Annotated in this window: 17 protein-coding genes and 1 pseudogene; 10 read left to right on the top strand and 8 right to left on the bottom strand. The window is 64.8% G+C overall.

Annotated elements, in window-relative coordinates; genetic code table 11:
- Window positions 1-158: 158 nt before the first annotated feature.
- Window positions 159-560 carry a hypothetical protein gene (locus MRY80_RS06640; RefSeq protein ID WP_293289252.1) on the bottom strand — a complete coding sequence of 134 codons (402 nt, stop codon included), beginning with the start codon at window positions 558-560 and terminating at the stop codon, window positions 159-161.
- 281 nt (window positions 561-841) lie between these two features.
- Between MRY80_RS06640 and MRY80_RS06635 the strand changes: the two genes are divergently transcribed.
- Complete coding sequence (locus MRY80_RS06635) at window positions 842-1,309, top strand: Hsp20 family protein (RefSeq protein WP_293289251.1); 468 nt, start codon at window positions 842-844, stop codon at window positions 1,307-1,309.
- 136 nt (window positions 1,310-1,445) lie between these two features.
- Here the strand turns inward: MRY80_RS06635 and MRY80_RS06630 are convergent, their stop codons facing one another.
- The 5 genes from MRY80_RS06630 to MRY80_RS06610 form a co-directional block, all read right to left on the bottom strand.
- Window positions 1,446-2,057 carry a DoxX family protein gene (locus MRY80_RS06630; protein ID WP_293289249.1) on the bottom strand — a complete coding sequence of 204 codons (612 nt, stop codon included), beginning with the start codon at window positions 2,055-2,057 and terminating at the stop codon, window positions 1,446-1,448.
- 22 nt (window positions 2,058-2,079) lie between these two features.
- Window positions 2,080-2,859, bottom strand: coding sequence for a DNA-binding domain-containing protein (locus MRY80_RS06625; RefSeq protein ID WP_293289247.1), 780 nt, complete (start codon window positions 2,857-2,859; stop codon window positions 2,080-2,082).
- The gene (locus MRY80_RS06620) at window positions 2,843-3,793 is read right to left on the bottom strand and encodes a DUF692 domain-containing protein (protein ID WP_293289245.1); all 951 of its coding nucleotides are present in this window, start codon (window positions 3,791-3,793) and stop codon (window positions 2,843-2,845) included. The genes MRY80_RS06625 and MRY80_RS06620 overlap by 17 nt, the downstream gene beginning before the upstream one ends.
- A gap of 37 nt (window positions 3,794-3,830) precedes the next feature.
- Window positions 3,831-4,142: a DUF2282 domain-containing protein gene (locus MRY80_RS06615; RefSeq protein WP_293289243.1), complete on the bottom strand. Its 312-nt coding sequence runs from the start codon at window positions 4,140-4,142 to the stop codon at window positions 3,831-3,833.
- Window positions 4,143-4,287: 145 nt separating this feature from the next.
- Window positions 4,288-5,337, bottom strand: a complete 1,050-nt coding sequence (locus tag MRY80_RS06610) for a low specificity L-threonine aldolase (protein ID WP_293289241.1) — start codon at window positions 5,335-5,337, stop codon at window positions 4,288-4,290.
- 215 nt (window positions 5,338-5,552) lie between these two features.
- On the opposite strand from MRY80_RS06610, the gene MRY80_RS06605 reads away from it, so the two are divergent.
- The 6 genes and pseudogenes from MRY80_RS06605 (at window position 5,553) to MRY80_RS06580 (ending at window position 13,719) form a co-directional block, all read left to right on the top strand.
- Window positions 5,553-6,032, top strand: coding sequence for a TrmO family methyltransferase (locus tag MRY80_RS06605; RefSeq protein WP_293289239.1), 480 nt, complete (start codon window positions 5,553-5,555; stop codon window positions 6,030-6,032).
- 462 nt (window positions 6,033-6,494) lie between these two features.
- Window positions 6,495-11,138: pseudogene (gltB, locus tag MRY80_RS06600) on the top strand (glutamate synthase large subunit); the annotation flags it as partial.
- Window positions 11,139-11,142: 4 nt separating this feature from the next.
- A complete protein-coding gene (locus MRY80_RS06595) occupies window positions 11,143-11,466 on the top strand; it encodes a heavy metal-binding domain-containing protein (RefSeq protein WP_293289238.1) in 324 nt (107 codons plus the stop codon).
- A gap of 14 nt (window positions 11,467-11,480) precedes the next feature.
- Window positions 11,481-12,935, top strand: coding sequence for a glutamate synthase subunit beta (locus MRY80_RS06590; RefSeq protein ID WP_293289236.1), 1,455 nt, complete (start codon window positions 11,481-11,483; stop codon window positions 12,933-12,935).
- A 143-nt stretch (window positions 12,936-13,078) separates the two neighbouring features.
- The gene (locus tag MRY80_RS06585; RefSeq protein WP_293289234.1) at window positions 13,079-13,279 is read left to right on the top strand and encodes a hypothetical protein; all 201 of its coding nucleotides are present in this window, start codon (window positions 13,079-13,081) and stop codon (window positions 13,277-13,279) included.
- A gap of 185 nt (window positions 13,280-13,464) precedes the next feature.
- Entirely contained in the window at window positions 13,465-13,719 is a 255-nt protein-coding gene (locus tag MRY80_RS06580; RefSeq protein WP_293289232.1) for a DUF2312 domain-containing protein, read from the top strand.
- A gap of 178 nt (window positions 13,720-13,897) precedes the next feature.
- Here MRY80_RS06580 and MRY80_RS06575 read toward each other — a convergent pair whose 3' ends face one another.
- Window positions 13,898-15,556, bottom strand: a complete 1,659-nt coding sequence (locus MRY80_RS06575) for a DUF882 domain-containing protein (protein WP_293289230.1) — start codon at window positions 15,554-15,556, stop codon at window positions 13,898-13,900.
- 283 nt (window positions 15,557-15,839) lie between these two features.
- Window positions 15,840-17,333: a sigma-54 dependent transcriptional regulator gene (locus tag MRY80_RS06570; RefSeq protein WP_293289228.1), complete on the bottom strand. Its 1,494-nt coding sequence runs from the start codon at window positions 17,331-17,333 to the stop codon at window positions 15,840-15,842.
- Window positions 17,334-17,493: 160 nt separating this feature from the next.
- Between MRY80_RS06570 and MRY80_RS06565 the strand changes: the two genes are divergently transcribed.
- From MRY80_RS06565 to MRY80_RS06555, 3 genes are read left to right on the top strand one after another with little or no spacing between them, the layout of a single operon-like run.
- Window positions 17,494-19,350, top strand: coding sequence for a M3 family oligoendopeptidase (locus MRY80_RS06565; RefSeq protein WP_293289226.1), 1,857 nt, complete (start codon window positions 17,494-17,496; stop codon window positions 19,348-19,350).
- A gap of 10 nt (window positions 19,351-19,360) precedes the next feature.
- A complete protein-coding gene (locus tag MRY80_RS06560; RefSeq protein ID WP_293289224.1) occupies window positions 19,361-19,732 on the top strand; it encodes a DUF4440 domain-containing protein in 372 nt (123 codons plus the stop codon).
- Entirely contained in the window at window positions 19,729-20,688 is a 960-nt protein-coding gene (locus tag MRY80_RS06555) for a DUF3445 domain-containing protein (RefSeq protein ID WP_293289222.1), read from the top strand. The genes MRY80_RS06560 and MRY80_RS06555 overlap by 4 nt, the downstream gene beginning before the upstream one ends.
- The last annotated feature ends 31 nt before the right edge of the window (window positions 20,689-20,719 follow it).

Below are 20,719 nucleotides of genomic sequence, written 5' to 3'. Positions count from 1 at the left end.
ATCGCTTGCGGGCCCCGGCCCGCCAAAAGGGTCGGCGGCATTGATAGGAGGCGGTTCGCGAAAGGTCAAAGAAAAACCGGGAGCGCCACGAAGGCGCTCCCGGCATGGACGGCCGAACCGGAAGGGACGATGCGGCCCGGCCGAACTCTTGTCTCTCCTCAGTGAATGCCGAAGGAGTAGGAGAAGTTGCCATTGCCGCCATGAAGCCGGATGCCGGGACGGTGCGGCCTGTGGTGCAATGCCTGGCGCGAGAGGATCCGGCCGGTGCGTCCGTCAACCCTCAGGCGAACCTCGCCGCGATGGCCGCGCGCGGTCAGGAAGTAGTCGCCGCGCACAAGGCGCATGTTGCGGATGTGGCGATAGCCGCGGCGCTGCAGCGAGCGCTGGACGACGTGCTTGGGCAAAATGCGATGGCTGTAGCGATGATGGCCAACAAGTTCGACATCTGCAGCAGTCGCGGTCGCAGCGGCCGGTGCCTGCATGGCCGGCATGGCGTGCGCGCCAACGATCGTTCCGGTGGAAAGAAGCGCGGCGAGGGCGATGGTCGAAAGCGATTTCATGTTCGATCTCCTGTCTTCGTATCCGGCTCGCAGTGGGCGACCCGTTCGACGTTGGAGACAAAATGGCGTAACCGACCTGAACGTGTCCGGAAGGCACTGTTCATCTGCCGTTCATGAAGCGAGGTTCGTCGAAATTCGCCCCCTTGAACCGATTTCGGGCAATCACCAGATATCGGGAGCGGACGCCGGTAACGGGTTCGCTGACGTCAAGGACCGCGCCTCGTGAGGGTGGTCGCCAACGTCAAACGCAAACACAGTCGCTCATCCAATGGAGGACCATTATGCGTCACGTCGACTATTCGCCCCTGTTCCGTTCCACCGTCGGTTTCGACCGCCTGTTTTCCATGCTGGACACGCTTGCCCAGCCGGAGAGCAACGGCCAGACCTATCCGCCCTACAATATCGAGCGGACCGGTGAGAACGCCTATCGCATCACCATGGCCGTCGCCGGTTTCGCCGAAGACGACCTGACCATCGAAGCCCGTTCCAACGTCCTGACCGTCGCAGGCGCCAAGCCGGAAGACAAGGCTGACGAAAAGCGGGAATTCCTGCATCGCGGCATCGCATCGCGCGCCTTCGAGCGCCGCTTCCAGCTTGCCGACTATGTGGAAGTGAAGGCCGCCGAACTCAAGAACGGCCTGCTGCATATCGATCTGGAGCGCGAAATCCCCGAAGCGATGAAGCCGCGCAAGATCGAGATCGCAAACGGCAAGGATTCCAAGCGGATCGAGGCCAAGGCGGTCAACTAAGGCCAAGGCCTCTCACAGGCCCAACACCCATACGTCAGCGCGCCGGGTTCCCCCTCCCTGCCGGCGCGACTGACGCGGAAAGGCGGGAGAGATCCCGCCTTTTTTCTTGTCTATAAGAGGCCGCAAGCGCGGTTCGTCAGCGGAACCGGCGCGCGAGAACGTGGTCGAGCGACAGCTTGCCGGGACCGTTGGCGACGATCACCACCAGGACGAAGATCCAGAGAAGGCGCTGGTCGAAGATGATCGCGTCGGGAAAGCGGTCGAACATCGCGCCCAGATATTTGCCTGAAATGCCGTGAAAGGCGATGTCGACATAGCTCTGGACGAGGACGAAGCCGATCATGCCGAGGGCGGCGACGCGGCTGAAGAGGCCGAGCACGATCAGGATCGGAAGCAGAAGTTCCGCCCAGGTGCCAAGCAGCACAACCGCGTCCCAATAGAAGGGGATCGTCGCGATATCGGCGCCATGGTTCTCGAAGACCGGCGGCAGGATCGTCGCATAGGCGCCGACCGACGGGCTGAGAAAGCCGAAGAGGCCGTCACCCAGCTTGTTCACACCCGAATTCAGGTAATAGAGCAGCAGCAGGCTTGCGAAGGTGAAGCGTGCTGCAAAGCCGTTGAACCACCCGGCCAAAAGGCCGTCGAGCGCGGAAAAAACTCTCTCATGAAGGCCGATGAGGGCGCCGATCGGAGCCGGCAGGGCATTGGGGCGCGTATCGCGCATCCCGGACAGGGGCGTCGTCGTCATTGTCATCTCTTTTCCGTTCGCGTCAGTCCGTTTTCACGGCAAGAAAAGCGCCGGTGGACAGCAGTCCGCCGATCGCCTCGTTGATGTCGAAGGTGTCGGCGCATTTAGCTCCGGCTTCTGCCGCCGCGCCGAGTGTTTCTCCCGCCAGCAGCGCCTCGAAGAAGGCTCCGTGGCCCTCGGGAAGGGCGGTCACCGTCACGTCGATCCCCGGACGAGCGACCAGCGCGTCCTGGGCGCGTGCGGTGTCTATCGGGCGGATTTTCTCGTGGTGGCGGTTGGTGTCGAAGATGTCGAAGACCGCGTGGCGCGAGCGCACGAGGCCGGCGGCCGGGTGGGGGGCGAAGACGGTGTCTGCGAGATCCTCCGGTGGGATCGCGGCGAGCGATTGTGCCTGCAGCGCCGGGAGATCGGCGGCGTGATAGGCCGTCAGCCAGGCGCGCTCCAGGCGGGCGACGTCGGCGAGATAGGGCATGCGCCGGGCGTGTTCGAAGCCCTCGATGAAGGCCGGAAATTCGCCGCCATAGAGAAACAGGAGTGGCGAAGATGGCGGATTAGCACGCACGAATGCGCGCGCCATGTCGCGGAACAGCGTCTCGCCGGTGATGCGCTGGACGGCCGGGAAGATGTCGGCGAGCGCGTTGATCAGGCTCACGGTGACATTGTTGCGGTAGACGTTGAACCGCTTGACCGCCTGCTTGCCGCGCGGTCCTGCGACCATGGCTGGTTTTTCGCGCGCGGGATCGAGAATCGCGGCGCGGAAACCGGCCGTGTCGAGGTCGTGTGTCTCAGGCGCCGACGGCATGGCTCTTGCCCATCATGAAGGAATGCGCCGCGTCTTCGAGAATGCGGTCGGCAGCGGCGGCTTCGGCGCGCAGCACCGGCCAGTCGGGGAGATCGGAGTCCCATTCGATCAGCGTCGGGATCGGGCCTGCCTGTTTGACGACGATCGCATAGAGGTCCCAGACGGCGTCGGCGACCGGGGCGTCGTGACTGTCGATGAGCAGCGGCGCACCCTCGTCGTCCTCCTGGACGGCATGGCCGGCAAGGTGGATCTCGCCGACATGCTCCATCGGGTAGTCCATCAGATAGGACATCGGCGAAAAGCCGTGATTGGTGGCCGAGACGAAGACGTTGTTGACGTCGAGCAGCAGGCCGCAACCGGTGCGGCGCACGATCTCGCGGATGAAATCGGTCTCCGAAAAGGTCGAGTTTTCGAAGACGACATAGGTCGAGGGATTTTCCAGCAGCATCTGCCGGCCGATGAAACCCTGCATGCGATCGATGTGATCGCAGACATGGGCCAGGGTCGCCTGCGTATAGGGGAGCGGCAGCAGGTCGTTCATGAAGACCTCGTCATGGGTCGACCAGGCCAGATGTTCGGATATGAGAGCGGGTTCGTAGCGGTCGACCACCGCCTTGAAGCGGGCGAGATGATCCTCGCTCAGCGGCTGCGGCCCGCCGATGGACATGCAGACGCCGTGCAGCGAGAGCGGATAGTCCTGGCGGACGCGCTCCAGGGCGCGGTGGGGAAAGCCGCCGTCGCCCATGTAGTTCTCGGCGTGAACCTCGAGAAAGCCCACCGGATCGGGATCGGCGAGAATGGCGTCGAGGTGGCTGTGCTTGAAGCCGACCCCGGCCGAAGCCGGGATACGGGAGGTTCGCGCCGCAAACCGGGACCTGCCTTCAGCCGGGGGACGGGCTGCGAACGGGCCTTCGCGAAACGGGGTCGTGTTCATGGGGTGTCTCCGGTTTGCGGCGTCAGGTGGCGGGGCCTCAGGCCTCCGGCAGGTCGCGGTCGAGCGGCTCGAGCGAGCCCATGCGGCCATCCGGCAGTTCCATGGATGCGCAGGTGCCTTCCTCGACATATTTCCAGGAGTTGCCCTGGAAATCGATGGTGGAGGTGCCCTGACAGGTGGTGCCCGGGCCGGCGGCGCAGTCGTTCTGGCCGGCCATGGCGACGCCGTAGCACTTCACATTGGCTGCGGCGGCGTCGGTTGCGGTCACGAGCTGTGCGCCGGAAATGGCAGCTGCTACGGCACCGGCGAGAACGGCGCCACCGAAGGCGGTCTTGGTTGCTTTGGACATGTGTAACTCCTCTGAAGGTCTGACCCGGGGCATTGTGCCGCCGGTGACCGAAGAGTTCGCAAACATGCCGGTAAAACGGAAATCAACGCGGCGTTATCCGCCCTCACTTCCGTGTGAGGCAAAGTTGAGCGCCGTTTTTATCTTGTCAGCCAAGAAGTTCCGCGAAGCGGGCGATCTCCGAGGCTTCGGTCGCGAAGCTGGTGACCATCCGCACGACGGTTTCATCTTCGCCGACGGCGAGGCCGCTGCCGGCGGGCACCTGCCATGGATAGAGATGTCCGCCTTCGGTCTTGATGCGCTCATAGATCGCCATGGGCAGGATCGCGAACACCTCGTTTGCCTCGCAGGCCCATGCCATGCGGGTGGCTGGGGCCGCTTCGATTGCGGCGACCAGTTGCGCCGCCATGGCGTTGGCGTGGCGGGCCAGGTCGAGCCACAAACCGTCTTCGAGATAGGCGAGGAACTGGGCGGCGATGAAGCGGTTCTTGGAGAAGAGCAGGCCGGAGCGCTTGCGCAGATAGGGCATTTCTGCGGCCATGGCGGGATCGAAAAAGATGAGCGCCTCGGCGCACCAGCAGCCGTTCTTGGTGCCGCCGAAGGACAGGATGTCGACCCCCTGGCGCCACGTCATCTCGGCCGGAGAGCAATCGAGCGTCACCATCGCATTGGCGAAACGCGAGCCGTCCATGTGCAGCGGCAGGTCGAAATCGCGGCAGACATTCGAGATGCCGGCGATCTCGCTGGTGGAATAGACCGTTCCGGCTTCGGTGGCCTGTGTGATCGACACAGCCGAGGCCCGGCCCTGATTGATCGCGCCGGGCGAGAAGGGCTTGATCGTTTCGCGCAGGAGGGCGGCGTCCATCTTGCCGTCCGGTCCCGGCACAGGACGCACGCGCATGCCGGCGGTCAGGAATTCCGGGGCGCCGCCTTCGTCCTCGCGGATATGGGCGTCGGGATGGGCGAAAGCGACGCCCCCGACGTGGCCGACGGAGGCGACGGCCAGCGAATTGGCGGCCGTGCCGGTCGGCAGGAACCAGACCGAGACCTCATGTTCGAAAATCTCGGCGAAACGCCGCTCCACCGCGCGATCGATCTCGCCGGCGCCGTAAGCGGCATTGAAGCCGCCGCCATGTTCGGCGAGCGCAGCGGAAATCTTCGGATGGGCGCCGGCCCAGTTGTCGGAGGCGAAAAACACTGCGGGGCTCCTTGGTGGGGTCGCTTGGCGCGGATCGCGCAAAGCGGGGGAGTGCGATATGTCGTGAACGTTCCGATTGGCACCGCGTGGCCGAAGGATCAAGGGCCGATTGGGCGTGGTCGTCCGAAAGCGCCGGCCCGTCCTCTTCTCGGGGTGTGGCTGTCATTGGCGGGTCGACCCGGCTAGATTGCGGCCGCCGAGTTGAGGAGGGATCGATGGATCACGGTTTCGAGACGATCACGATGACGCCGATCGGGCGGGTCGAAGGAGGGCGCGTCGAGGCGACCAAGGATCACTGGGGCGACAGCCGGGCGGTGATACGCCTGCGTGACGACCTGTTTTCGCCGGATGCCCTGAAGGGGGTCGACGCGCATTCGCATGTCGAGGTCGTTTTCCATTTCCACATGCATGCCGACGAACCCATGGAATTCGGCGCACGGCATCCGCGCGGGCGGACCGACTGGCCCGAAGTCGGGATCTTCGCCCAGCGGGGGCGCATGCGGATGAACCGGATCGGCGTCAGCATCTGCCGCGTCGTCGGCGTCAACGGCCTTGAGATCGCGGTGGAGGGGCTGGACGCGGTCGACGGCACGCCGGTGCTGGACGTCAAGCCGGTCTGGTCGGGCTACCGCCCTCGGGGCGAATTCCGCGAACCGGAATGGGCGCTTGCGTTGATGGCGAACTATTGGGACTGACCCCGGCAGGCATGGATAGGCGTGGGCGCCGCGAAAGGAAGTGACCGAAAACGCGGGCCTGGCGACAGATTCGTTCAAGACAGGGTTTGATTTTTTTGTGTTTGCATCTTGAGAAAAGTTTTGCGATCTGTCATACGAATAGGGCAGCATTGCTGTCCTATTTTGAATTTCGGGTCAATTGGAATGGAAATTTCCGATTGATCCATATAGGCGTCTGCAGGCGCAGGGCACCGATCCGATCCTGACGAGCGGCATTCCGATCTCACCGGCGAGCGTCGGTGGCGCGGGGTGACGCAGCGCGAACGGAAAGGTGCCAGGCTTTGCCCGGGATGCTAGACAGGGTTTGAAGGGCGCGCTTCTTGCGCCGAGACGGAGGATCGAGCGATGACGAGGATGGTTCCATCCGAAACCGCCGGAATGGGCGGACAGGCCGTATCGAAGGCCGCCACCGCGCGAAAAGCCGCTTCCGGCCTGCCGGCGGCGCAAGGGCTCTACGATCCGCGCAACGAGCACGACGCCTGCGGTGTGGGCTTCGTCGCCCACATGAAGGGCGAAAAGTCGCACAAGATCATCCGTGACGGCCTGGCGATGCTGGAGAACCTGACCCATCGCGGCGCGGTGGGCGCGGACCCACTGATGGGCGACGGCGCCGGCATGCTGGTGCAGATTCCCGATGCGCTGTTCCGCGCCGAATGGGCCGAAAAGGGCGTCGAGCTGCCGCCTGTCGGCGACTACGCGGTCGGGCATTTCTTCATGCCGCAGGACCCCGAGCTTCGCGCGCATATCGAAAGCATCATCACCGAGGTCATCGCCGAGGAAGGCAAGGAACTGATCGGGTTCCGCGACGTGCCGGTCGACAATTCCTCCTTGTCGAAGGCGCCGGAAATCGTGGCGACCGAGCCGGTTCACCGGCAGGTCTTCGTGGCGAAGGCCAACCACCTTGAAGGCGGCGACGCGTTCGAGCGGCGTCTGTTCATCCTGCGCAAGGTGATTTCAGCGCGGATCCACTCGGAGACCGACGGCCGCGACAACGGATTCTATCCGGCGTCGATGTCGTCGCGCACGATCGTCTACAAGGGCATGTTCCTGGCCTATCAGGTCGGCGCCTATTACAAGGATCTGCGCGACGAGCGCTTCGTCTCGGCGCTGGCGCTGGTGCATCAGCGTTTCTCGACCAACACCTTCCCGTCCTGGAAGCTGTCGCACCCCTACCGGATGGTCGCGCATAATGGCGAGATCAACACGCTGCGCGGCAACGTCAACTGGATGGCTGCCCGCCAGGCGTCGGTGAAGTCCGAGCTTTTCGGCGACGAGATGGAGAAGCTCTGGCCGATCTCCTATGAGGGCCAGTCCGACACCGCCTGTTTCGACAACGCGCTCGAATTCCTGTTCCAGGGCGGCTACTCGCTCGCGCATGCCGTCATGATGCTGATCCCGGAAGCCTGGGCCGGCAACAAGCTGATGGATGACGAACGCAAGGCGTTCTACGAGTACCATGCCGCGCTGATGGAGCCGTGGGACGGCCCCGCCGCGGTAGCGTTCACCGACGGCCGCCAGATTGGCGCGACGCTCGACCGTAACGGGCTGCGTCCGGCGCGCTACATCGTCACCGATGACGACATGGTGATCATGGCGTCGGAAGCCGGCGTCATCACCGTGCCCGACGAGAAGATCGTCACCAAGTGGCGGCTGCAGCCGGGCAAGATGCTGCTGATCGACATGGAAGAGGGCCGCATCGTCTCCGACGAGGAGATCAAGCGGCAGATGGCCTCCATGCACCCCTATGGCGACTGGGTGGAGAACACCCAGCTCATCCTGGAGGACCTGAAGCCGGTCGCCCCGCGTGCGGTGCGCGAGGACGTCAGCCTTCTCGATCGCCAGCAGGCCTTCGGCTACAGCCAGGAGGACACGCGTATCCTGATGGCGCCGATGGCGACGACCGGCCAGGAAGCGATCGGTTCGATGGGTACCGACACGCCGATTTCGGCGATGTCGAACAAGTCGAAGATGCTGTACACCTATTTCAAGCAGAACTTCGCGCAGGTCACCAACCCGCCGATCGACCCGATCCGCGAGGAGCTGGTGATGAGCCTGGTCTCGTTCATCGGTCCGCGTCCGAACATCTTCGACCTGGAAGGCGCGTCCAAGCGCAAGCGCCTGGAAGTGCGCCAGCCGATCCTGACGAATGGAGACCTGGAGAAGATCCGCTCGATCGGCCACACCGAGGATCTGTTCGACACCAAGACGCTCGACACGACCTATGACAGCGACGAGAGCGCCGACGGCATGGCCGTGGCGGTCGAGCGGCTGTGCAAGCGCGCCGAACAGGCCGTGCATGGCGGCTACAACATCATCGTCTTGTCGGACCGGCAGGTCGGGCCCGACCGGATCGCGATTCCCGCGCTGATGGCGACGGCGGCGGTGCACCATCACCTGATCCGCAAGGGTCTGCGCACCTCGGTCGGCCTCGTCGTCGAATCGGGCGAGCCGCGCGAAGTGCATCATTTCTGCTGCCTCGCCGGCTACGGCGCCGAGGCGATCAACCCCTATCTGGCCTTCGACACGCTGCTCGACATGCATGGCAGGGGCGAGTTCCCGCCGGAAGTCGACCGCTACGAGGTGGTGCACCGCTACATCAAGTCGATCGGCAAGGGCATCCTGAAGGTCATGTCCAAGATGGGCATCTCGACCTACCAGTCCTATTGCGGCGCGCAGATCTTCGACGCCGTCGGCCTGTCGAGCGAGTTCGTGGAGAAGTACTTCACCGGCACGGCGACGACCATCGAGGGCATCGGCCTTGCCGAGGTCGCCGAAGAGACCGTGCGCCGGCACAAGGCGGCATTCTCCTCCGATCCGGTGCTGACGAACGCGCTCGAAGTGGGTGGCGAGTACATGTACCGCGTGCGCGGCGAAGAGCATGTCTGGACGCCGGATGCGGTGGCCTCGCTGCAGCATGCCGTGCGCAACGGCCTGCCCGACAAGTACCGCGAATTCGCCGGCCAGGTGAACGCGGACGCGCGTCACGCGAAGACGATCCGCGGGCTGTTCCACATCCGGACCGCGAATGAGACCGGGCGTGCACCGGTGTCGATCGACGACGTCGAACCGGCCGCTGAGATCGTCAAGCGCTTCTCCACCGGCGCGATGAGCTTCGGCTCGATCTCCAGGGAAGCGCACGCGACGCTGGCGGTGGCGATGAACCGGATTGGGGGGAAGTCGAACACTGGCGAAGGTGGCGAAGAACCGGACCGGTTCCTTCCGCTGCCGGACGGGTCGCCGAACCCGGAGCGCTCCGCGATCAAGCAGGTGGCGTCGGGCCGTTTCGGCGTAACGACTGAATATCTTGTCAATTCCGACATGATCCAGATCAAGGTCGCGCAGGGTGCCAAGCCCGGCGAGGGCGGCCAGCTTCCGGGTCACAAGGTGAACGCGGTGATCGCCAAGACCCGACATTCGACGCCAGGTGTCGGCCTGATCTCGCCGCCGCCGCATCACGACATCTATTCGATCGAGGACCTGGCGCAGCTGATCTTCGACCTGAAGAACGTCAACCCGGCGGCCGACATCTCGGTCAAGCTGGTGTCGGAAGTCGGGGTCGGAACGGTCGCGGCGGGCGTCGCCAAGGCGCGCGCCGACCACATCACGATCTCCGGTTATGACGGCGGTACCGGCGCGTCGCCGCTGACCTCGCTGAAGCATGCCGGCTCGCCCTGGGAAATGGGGCTTGCCGAAACGCACCAGACGCTCGTCCTCAACGGCCTGCGCTCGCGCGTGGCGCTGCAGGTCGACGGCGGGCTGCGGACCGGGCGCGACGTGATCGTCGGCGCATTGCTCGGCGCCGACGAGTTCGGCTTCTCGACCGCGCCGCTGATCGCGGCCGGCTGCATCATGATGCGCAAGTGCCATCTGAACACCTGCCCGGTCGGCGTGGCGACGCAGGATCCCGTCCTGCGCAAGCGCTTCAAGGGCACGCCGGAGCACGTGATCAACTACTTCTTCTACGTCGCCGAGGAAGTGCGCGAACTGCTCGCGGCGATGGGCTACCGCAATCTCGACGAGATCATCGGCGAGACGGAATTGCTGCAGCAGGAAGCGCTGATCGAGCACTGGAAGGCGCGCGGCCTCGATTTCGCGCGTGTGTTCCACAAGCCCGAAGCCGAGAAGAGCGCGACCTACTGGACCGAGCGCCAGAAGCATCCGATCGACGAGATCCTCGACCGCAAGCTGATCGCCGAGGCGATGCCGGCTCTCGAGGCCCGCGAGGCGGTGCGTATCGACACGCCGATCCACAACACGGACCGGTCCGCGGGCGCGATGCTGTCCGGCGAACTCGCCAAGCGGCACGGCCACAAGGGCCTGCCGGACGACACGGTCAACGTGACGCTGCGCGGCACGGCGGGTCAGTCGTTTGGCGCGTTCCTGGCCAACGGCATCACCTTCAACCTGATCGGCGACGGCAACGACTATGTCGGCAAGGGCCTGTGCGGCGGCCGGCTGATCGTGCGTCCGCCGGACAATGCGAGGATCGTCGCCGAAGATTCGATCATCGTCGGCAACACCGTGCTCTACGGAGCGATCCAGGGCGAAGCCTATTTCCGCGGCGTCGCCGGCGAGCGCTTCGCGGTGCGAAATTCCGGCGCGGCGGCTGTCGTCGAAGGCGTGGGCGATCACGGCTGCGAATACATGACCGGCGGCGTGGTCGTTGTCCTCGGCAAGACCGGACGCAATTTCGCGGCTGGCATGTCGGGCGGCGTGGCCTATGTGCTGGACGAGGACGATACGTTCGAGACCCGCTGCAACATGGCGATGGTCGAACTCGAGCCGGTGCCGGAGGAAGACGACATCCTGGAGAAGCTGCATCACCATGGCGGCGACCTCGCCCACAAGGGCCGCGTCAACGTGTCGGAAGACATGACGCGTCACGACGAGGAGCGCCTTCTGCAGCTCATTTCCAATCACCGGCACTTCACCGGATCGCAGCGGGCCGCGCACATCCTGGAGAACTGGGACGCCTACCGCCCGAAATTCCGCAAGGTGATGCCGGTCGAATACCGGCGTGCGCTCGAGGAAATGGAACGCATGCGCATGAGCGTGGCGGCGGAGTAGGGTGATGATCGTTTCGACGACCAACACCATCGAAGGCCGGCGGATCGTGGATTATCGCGGCGTTGTCACCGGGGAGGCGATCCTCGGTGCCAACATCTTCCGCGATTTCTTCGCCGGCATTCGCGACATCGTCGGCGGCCGCTCGGGCGCCTACGAGAAGTCGTTGCGCGAGGCGCGTGAGATCGCGCTGAGGGAAATGCAGGAAGAGGCGCTCCGTCTCGGCGGCAACGCCGTGATCGGGATCGACCTCGATTACGAAAACATCACGGCCGGCAGCGGCTCGATGCTGATGGTATCTGCATCGGGCACTGCGGTCGTCGTGGAATAGTTTCAGGATCAGTCATGGGCAAGGTTACGGGTTTCCTCGAGATCGACCGCTACACGCCGCGCTACCAGCCGGCATCGGATCGCATCCGTCATTTCAAGGAATTCACCATTCCGATGGACGACGCGGAAGTGGCCAAGCAGGCCGCGCGCTGCATGGATTGCGGCATTCCGTTCTGTCACGGGCCGACGGGCTGTCCGGTCAACAACCAGATCCCGGACTGGAACGACCTCGTCTACAATGGCGACTGGGACTCGGCGATCCGCAACCTGCATTCCACCAACAACTTCCCGGAAGTCACCGGCCGCATCTGCCCGGCGCCGTGCGAGGAAGCCTGCACGCTGAACCTGGAAGACATCCCCGTCGCCATCAAGACGGTGGAACAGGCGATCGCGGACAGGGCCTATGAGAGCGGCTACGTCATGCCGCAGCCGCCGGCACACAAGACCGGCAAGCGGGTCGCGGTGATCGGATCCGGGCCTGCCGGCATGGCCGCGGCCCAGCAGCTCGGGCGCGTCGGCCACACGGTGCATGTGTTCGAGCGCGAGAGCCGCGTCGGCGGGCTGATGCGCTTCGGCATTCCCGACTTCAAGATGGAAAAGCACTATATCGACGCGCGTGCGCGGCAGATGGAAGGCGAGGGCGTGACGTTCCACACGGGCGTCAATATCGGCGTCGACAAGCCGGTGGCCGAACTCTTCGCCGAGTTCGACGCAGTGCTTTATTGCGGCGGTTCGGAAAAGCCGCGCGAGGCAGGCATTCCCGGTGACGAACTGGGCGGCGTGCACCCGGCGATGAACTATCTGGTGCAGCAGAACAAGCGCGTGGCGGGCGAGAACATCGCCTCGGTCGCGTGGAACTCCGAGCCCATCCTGGCCGGCGGCAAGCATGTCGTCGTGGTCGGCGGCGGCGACACCGCGTCGGACTGCGTCGGAACGGCATTCCGGCAAGGCGCGGTGAAGGTCACGCAGCTCGACATCCGGCCGCAGCCGCCGGAAAAGGAAGACAAGCTGGCGGTCTGGCCCTACTGGGCGACCAAGATGCGCACCTCGTCGAGCCAGGCGGAAGGCGCGCAGCGCGAGTTCCAGGTCGCGACGCTCGAATTCATCGGCGAGAACGGCCAGATCACCCATGTGAAGTGCTGCGAAGTGGATGAAAGGCGCAAGCCGATCGCCGGCAGCGAATTCTTCATCCGCGCCGATCTCGCCTTCATCGCCATCGGATTTTCCGGTCCGCTGGAAGAGGGCGTGTCGGCCGAGCTTGGCGACGCGCTGACGATCGACGTGGACCGGCGCGGCGGCACGTCCGTGCATGCCGACGACGAAGACTACAAGACGACGGTCGACAAGTTCTTCGCCGCCGGCGACGCCCGGCGCGGCCAGTCGCTGGTGGTCTGGGCGATCCGCGAGGGTCGTCAGGCGGCGCGTGCGATCGACGAATTCCTGATGGGCGAGACCACGCTGCCGCGCTGATCCCGCCCTGCATGCCCCGGCCGTCCTATCGGGCGGGGCTTTTCTTCCCGACCAAGCGAACGCTGAACGCCTTGATCCCGGTCAAGGCGAGGGCGCTCCCGTGCGAACATATTCCCTCCGTGGAATATGAAACGGGGGTTGCCATGTTCGCGCTCTTTCTCGCCGCCTATCTTCTCACCGCTCCGACGCTGATGGGCATCATCGTGATCGGCCTTCTGACGGTCGACTTGTTCTCCGCCCAGTATATCGGCATCGCGGCAATCGCGGGCGCCGTCGTCGCCATTCCGGTGGCGTGGCTCCTGTCGCGCAAGCTCGAACACGTCTTCGACGCCAAGCGCAGGTGACAGCCGTGCGTCGTGCCTTTCGGGGCAGCGCGAAGCAGCTGTGAAAGACGCTTGCGCGCAGTTGACCTTGCTGCGCGCATCGGGCATCGGTTGACCTCTTTCCAGAGCATCGGACATCCGGCGCTGCTTCGCATTCGCGGAGATGAGGCGGCCGCGCATGGTCCTGCAAACATATCGAGGTTCAGATGGACGAAACCGTTAGCGAAACCACGGTGGCGGCAGCCGAGTTGCGGCAATTGGTCGAGCGGATCGAGCGGCTCGAAGAGGAAAAGGCCACGATCCAGAACGACATCAAGGAAGTCATGGCCGAAGCCAAGGGGCGCGGTTACGACACCAAGGCGCTGCGCGCGATCGTCCGCCTGCGCAAGAAGGATCCCAATGAGCGCCAGGAGGAAGAGGCCGTCCTCGACCTCTACAAGAACGCTCTTGGCATGATCTGAGACGTCTCGCGTTTCCCGGGAGACGCGACCACGATTTCACCTTTTGATGCGCTTGCGCGTTCCGGTTTCGGCGACATCGCCGGAGCCGGATTCGCGTAGGCGCATTTTTTGATATGTCGGCGAGGAAGCGTGCACGGCTATCGCCGGCGGCCGATCTTCCGCGGGATGTGTCAGGACATCAGTTCGTGGGCGGGATGCTGAGCGTCAGCGGCATGCCGTCGCCGCCCTTGCCGCCTTCGAACTTCGCCACGGTCAGGAAGTTGACGGCCTTGCCCGAGAAGCGGTTCGGGTCGGGGGCGGACTGCCGGGTGAAGCCCTGGGTATAGACGGTGGTCGGCGCTTCGCGAAGCGCGTTGCGGGCGAAGATCGGGCGCTCGACGAACTGCCCGTAATCCGTGAGCGACAGTTGTGCCGTCGTCCAGGTGCCGAAGCGGCTCGGATCGATCATGTCGGCCGGGACGAGTTCGGAGGCCGGGCGGTTGATCGACGCGGTGTAGGGATTGGGGCGCGGCGCCCTCTCGGTGGTTTCGACGCCAGTGTCGTAGCTGGGCGCCATCGGCCGCGCTTCGGTGGCGGCGCGTTCTCCGGGCACCGGTATCTGTGCGAAAGCGCTCGCCGTCTCGGCGGGGCGCGGTTCCGGGTTCGGCAGGGAGGCGACCTCGACCTTCGGTCCGGCCATGCGTTCGGGGCGCGGCGCGGCCTGCGGCAGCGGGATCTGCATCGCGCGCTTGACGATGTCGGTTTCGCGGGCCGAGGCGATCAGCTTTTCGACCTCGTCCTCCGCCGGGCTTTGAGGGCTGTCATTGTCAAGCGCGGCCTCGATGTCCTCGGCGGAACGGCGCGGCAATCCCGCGTCGGGGCTGGTGCTCGCGAGCAGGATTTCCGGGCGGTTGGAGGGCAGCGGCACGTCGTCGGCCTCGACCGCTTCGACGGCCTCGATCGGCGCCGAACGCGGTGCGAATTGCGGCAGGGGCGTCGCGCGGGGCGCAAGTGCTGCCATCAGCGTGGCGGGCGTTTCGCGCGGCCGTTCGGGCTGCGCGCGGACCACGGAAGGCGGGCGCGGTGCCGCGGCGGGCGCCTGGACCGTCTCCTCGTCCCGGATGCCGCCACCGAACAGGCCGGCGATCAGGCCGCCGCCACCGCTGCTGCGGCCGCCGGAGGTGACGGCTGTCGCCTGGCCCTTCGCCTTGCGCGACTTGTAGGCGGCGAGCGCCTGCTGGTAGCCGGGCAGGGGCTTGCCATCCGGCGGCAGGTGCAGCGTTCCGCCGTTCGGGAACACCTTGTTGAGCTCGGCGCGGCTCATGCGCGGCCATGCGCGCACGCTGCCGGTGTCGAAATGGACGAAGGGCGAGCCGGATTTCGGATAGTAGCCGACGCCGCCGCCCTGCAGCTTGAAGCCGATCTCGCGCAGCTTCGACAGCTTGACGCCGGGGATGTAGAAATCCATCGCCTTGCCGTACATGTGCTGGCTTTTCGACGCCTGGCCGCCGCGGGTGCGGCGCAGCATCTCGTTGGTTGCCGGCGAGCGGTAGGCGGAGACGACGTGGATGTAGTCGCGCGCGCCGGCCATCTGGTAGGCTTCCCAGACGATGTCGAAGAGCTGCGGATCCATCTTGGTCGGCTCGTTGCGCCGCCAGTCGCGCAGGAAGCGGTTCAGCTTGTTGAGGCCGCTCTGGACGTATTTGCCGTCCTTCTTGAAGGTGATCTCGGCGCGCTCTTTCGTGTGGATGTAGTAGAGCTTGAGCGTGCGCGTTTCGGCCTCGGCGGCCGAGGCGGAAATCAGAGCGAGAGGGGCGAGCAGACACAGCAAGGCGAACGCATGCGGGAATGCGCGCACTCGCCCTTGGCGAAGCCCTCTTGCTTCACTTGTTGTCCGGCACCTCAATACGCACCAACCCGTCAGAACTGCAATGCCGCGAGGCTAATGGAGACATGGTTAACCGCTTGTTATCATGATCGAAGCGCAGATCACGGAGAAATCCCGATTGTGCACCGAATAACAGGCCGATCCGCACCAAGTCTCCGATTTTCCCCCCACTTGGCGGCCCTGATGGTCGGCAAATGCGGTAATACGATGACAAAAGGCCGCGTGACCGGCGGATGCCGAAAGTTGTCGACAGTTATTCGGCGGCGACACTGGCCTGGCTCAGATTGTATTCCTTGAGCTTGCGGTAAAGCGTGGACCGGCCGATGCCGAGACGGCGCGCCACTTCGCTCATCTGGCCGCCATAGTGGTCGATCGCAAAGGCGATCGCTTCGGCCTCGATGTCTTCCAGCGGGCGCATGTTGCCGGTCTCGTCGAGCATGCGCAGCATGTCCGCCTCGCCGAAGAAATCGGCATGCTCGCCGGATGTCGAAGCGATGCCGGGCGCATCGACGGTGGGCCTGGTCGTTTCCTCGCCCGGTGCGGTCGACGCGGACAGCCTGCGCGGATCGATGCCGTGGACCTGCGCCTGGATCTGCGGGAAGTCGGCTTCCTCCAGCATCTCGCCTTCGCACAGGACCATGGCCCTGAAGACGGCGTTTTGAAGCTGCCGGATGTTGCCCGGCCAGTCATGGGACTGCAGCAGGGCCAGCGCGCGCGGCGAGATCGAGCGGGCACGGAAGCCGGGTTCGCCGCGGCGGCAAGTTTCCATGAAATGGCGCACGAGCAGCGGGATGTCGGTCTCGCGCTGGCGCAAAGGCGGAACGAGGATCGGGAAGACGTTCAGCCGGTAGAACAGGTCTTCGCGGAACCGGCCTGCCTTGATGGCGGCGATCAGGTCGCGATTGGTGGCGGAGATGAAGCGGATGTCGACCTTCTTCACCGCGCGCGAGCCGACCGGCTCGATTTCGCCCTCCTGGATGGCGCGCAGCAGCTTGACCTGGGCCTCGAGCGGCAATTCGCCGATCTCGTCGAGGAACAGCGTGCCGCCATCGGCCTCCACGAACTTGCCGACATGGCGTTCGGTCGCGCCGGTGAAGGCGCCTTTCTCGTGGCCGAACAGGATGCTCTCGATCAGGTTTTCCGGGATCGCGCCGCAATTGACCACCACGAAGGGCTTGGACTTGCGGGCGCTGTCGGCCTGGATCGCGTGGGCGATCAGTTCCTTGCCGGTGCCGGATTCGCCTTCGATGAGCACCGGAATGTCGCTCGCGGCGGCCTTGCGGATCAGGTCCCGCACGCGGTCCATCGATTCGGCGGAGGTGATCATGGTGCGCGCGTTGGAACGTTTCGTGCCGATGCTTGCGGGGGAGCGCTTCGAGGTCACCTTGAGGGCGGAATCAAGCGCGGTCTTCAACCGTTCCGGCGACACCGGCTTGACGAGGAAATCGAACGCGCCCGCGCGCATCGCGGCGATGACGACGTCGATGCCGCCCTGGGCGGTCAGCACGATGACGGGGGTCTCGATGTCGCGTTCGCGCATGGCGCGCATCACCGTCAGGCCGTCGATGTCGGGCATGACGAGGTCGAGCAGGACCGTGTCGAAGGGGCTTGCCGCCTGGTCGAGCGCCTTCAGCGCCGCGGTGCCGCCGTCGCAGGTCTGCACCTCGCAGCCTAGTCGTTCGACTGCCGCCTCGACAAGGCGGCGCTGGACCGGGTCGTCGTCGACAACGAGGATTCGATCTCTCATCGCTTGTACAGCCGTGCGCCTCTAGTATGTTCCGGACAAGGGGAGACCGGAATTCCAATCTGTGCGTCAGGTTGGCACACACAGCTGAAGGGCGGGCTAAATCCGCCGTTCAAAGTTTAACAATCGCCGGCGACACCGGCGGATGCGGCGAGGCAGCCTGATGATTTCCCATTCGATTTTCCTGTCCGGTGGCACGCCGGTCCGATCCGCCGGCCTGTCGGCGAGCGAACCCGGGTCGCCCTTCGGTGACCTGCCGGAATGGAATCTCGCCGATCTCTATGCCGCGATCGACGCGCCGGAACTGAAGCGGGACCTGGAAGAGGCTGACGAGGACGCCCGTGCCTTCGGCGAGGAATGGAAGGGCAAGCTGGCGATCGCCGCCGCGCAGGGCGAATTGGGCAAGGCCGTCGAGCAGTATGAGCAACTGGAAGAGCTGCTGGGCCGGATCATGGCCTATGCGAGCCTCACCTATGCCGGCGAGACGGCCAATCCGGCGAAGGCGAAGTTCTACGGGGACATCCAGCAGCGCCTGACCGACACCAGTTCGCATTTGCTGTTCTTCGCGCTGGAACTGAACCGTCTGGGCGATGCGGAACTGGAAAGCGCTCTCGCCGGGGATGCGAGGCTGGCCGTCTACCGGCCGTGGCTGGAGGATCTGCGCAAGGAGAAGCCCTACCAGTTGGAAGACCGGGTCGAGCAGCTTTTCCACGAAAAGTCGCTGACCGGCCGCGGCGCCTTCAACCGGCTGTTCGACGAGACCATGACGGCACTGCGCTTCGTGGTCGATGACGAGGAACTGGCGATCGAGCCGACGCTGAACCTGTTGCAGGACCATGACCGCATCAAGCGCGAGAAAGGCTTCCTGGCCCTTGCCGAGACCTTCAAAGCGCATCTGCCGACCTTCACGCTGATCACCAACACGCTCGCCAAGGACAAGGAGATCTCCGACCGCTGGCGGGGTTTCCAGGACATCGCCGACAGCCGGCATCTGGCCAACCGGGTCGAACGCGAAGTGGTGGACGCGCTGACCGAAGCGGTGCGCGACGCCTATCCTCGGATCTCGCATCGCTACTACGCGATGAAGGCGAAGTGGCTCGGCCTCGACCAGTTGGAGGCGTGGGACCGCAACGCGCCGCTGCCCGACACGCCGCAGGCGACGATCGGCTGGGAGGAGGCCCGGGACACGGTGCTTTCCGCCTATGGCGCGTTTTCACCGGAAATGGAGGCGATCGCACGGCAGTTCTTCGACAAGGCCTGGATCGACGCGCCGGCGCGACCGGGCAAGGCGCCGGGCGCCTTCGCGCATCCGACCGTGCCGTCGGCGCATCCCTATGTGCTGCTGAACTATCTGGGCAAGCCGCGCGACGTCATGACGCTCGCGCACGAACTCGGCCACGGCGTTCACCAGGTGCTGGCCGGCGAGCAGGGCGCCTTGATGGCGCAGACGCCGTTGACGCTGGCCGAGACGGCGTCCGTCTTCGGTGAGATGCTGACCTTCCGCTCGATGCTGGACCGCACGACCGAACGGCGCGAGCGCAAGGCGATGCTGGCGCAGAAGGCCGAGGACATGATCAACACGGTCGTCCGGCAGGTCGCCTTCTACACTTTCGAGCGCAAGGTCCACACCGAACGCAAGGCCGGCGAACTGACCTCGGAGCAGATCGGCGAATTGTGGATGAGCGTGCAAGGCGAAAGCCTAGGCCCGGCGATCCGGCTTGCCGGCGGCTACGAGACCTTCTGGGCCTATATTCCGCATTTCATCCACTCGCCCTTCTACGTCTATGCCTATGCCTTCGGCGATTGCCTGGTGAACTCGCTCTTCGCCGTCTACCAGGACGCGGAAACCGGTTTTCAGGCGAAGTATTTCGACATGCTGCGGGCCGGCGGCTCGAAACACCATTCCGAATTGCTGGCGCCATTCGGCCTGGACGCCTCCGATCCCGCCTTCTGGTCGAAGGGCCTGTCGGTCATCGAGGGCATCATCGACGAGCTGGAGGCGATGGACGAAGGCGCGTGACGAGGTCGCGATGGAGGACCTCAAGCATCACATCCTCGCGCTCGAAACGGCGCTGACGGCTCCCGACACGCGGCGGTCTTCCGCGTGGCTCAAATCCGTGCTCGCGCCGGACTTCAGGGAATTCGGACGGTCCGGGCGGGTGTATGACTTCGCGGACGTGGTCGATGCGCTCGTTTCAGAAACCGCGTCGTCAGATGTCTCGATCCAGGATTTCGAGGTTGCGAGGGTGAGCGACATGATCGTGCTGGCGACCTACCGCTCCTCGCGGAAAGGCGGCGACGGAGATCCCCGGGTCTCGCTCAGAAGTTCGCTGTGGCGCCGCGAAGAAGACGGGTCCTGGCGCATGATCTTTCATCAGGGAACGCCGGCACAAACGCCATGAAGAAGCTCGCCCATACGCCGTATGACGGATCGGCGACGCCGTTCACGATCGGGCTGAAGCCGTTCGACATGGCGAACTGGATCGAGATCGACGGCGATCTCGAAGCCTATCTCGCGGAAAAGGACAGGCTGTTTCTCACAGCCCCGGACCGGGTCTTCATGGCCCGGCCGGACACGGTCGAGGCGCAGCGCGAGGTTCTGGACGACCTGGTCCGTCATCTGCCGGAGCGGTTTCCCGGCACGTATGGGCTTGCGGAAGACCGGATGGCGATCGGCGAGGAGGGCCGGAGCGTGCCGCTTGCTGCCGACGATCCGGCACCGCTCAAGACGGCTTCGCTGCTTGTGCAGGACGATCTCGTGCTGATGCGCAAATGCGACGATGGCTGGCGGTTGGTCGCGGCCTCGCTGTGCTTCCCGTCATCCTGGTCGCTGGCAGAGAAGTTCGACCGGCCCATGCAGGTCATCCACGCGACCGTGCCCGATTTCGGGCCGGGCACGCGGACAGCCGGGATGATCACGCGCATCTTCGACAAGCTGAGGGTGGAATTGCCGGTCGAGCGACTGAACTGGTCTCTGCAGGAGAATGCGGCTCTCTATCATCCGCGCTCGAAAAAGGAGCGTGACGAGGGCAGGGAGGTGGACGGCGGGTTTCTTGCCGGAATGTCGCCGGACCGCATTCATCTGCGCGTCGAGCGGCAGACCCTGCGCAAGATGCCCCGCTCGGGCGACATCCTGTTCACGATCCGCATTTTTCTCGATCCGATCTCGGTGCTGGTGAGCCATCCGGCCGGCCCGGAGCTTGCGTGCAGGCTCCTTGGGCAACTGGCGGCGCTGGATGCGGAGCAACTCGCCTACAAGGGGCTCGCAGTCGGCCGGGAACGGTTGACCGCCTATTTGCGGCAAGTTGCGGATAGCGCGCCCGTTGCGCTTGACGGACAGAGCCGTCAGCGGGTCTAACGCTCATGTATACATGAGCTTCGCGCTCGCC

Source organism: Oricola sp., assembly GCF_022763245.1.
Lineage (GTDB): Bacteria > Pseudomonadota > Alphaproteobacteria > Rhizobiales > Rhizobiaceae > Oricola.
Note: the sequence above shows the minus strand (reverse complement) of the source record. Positions and strands in the feature narration are given on the sequence as shown.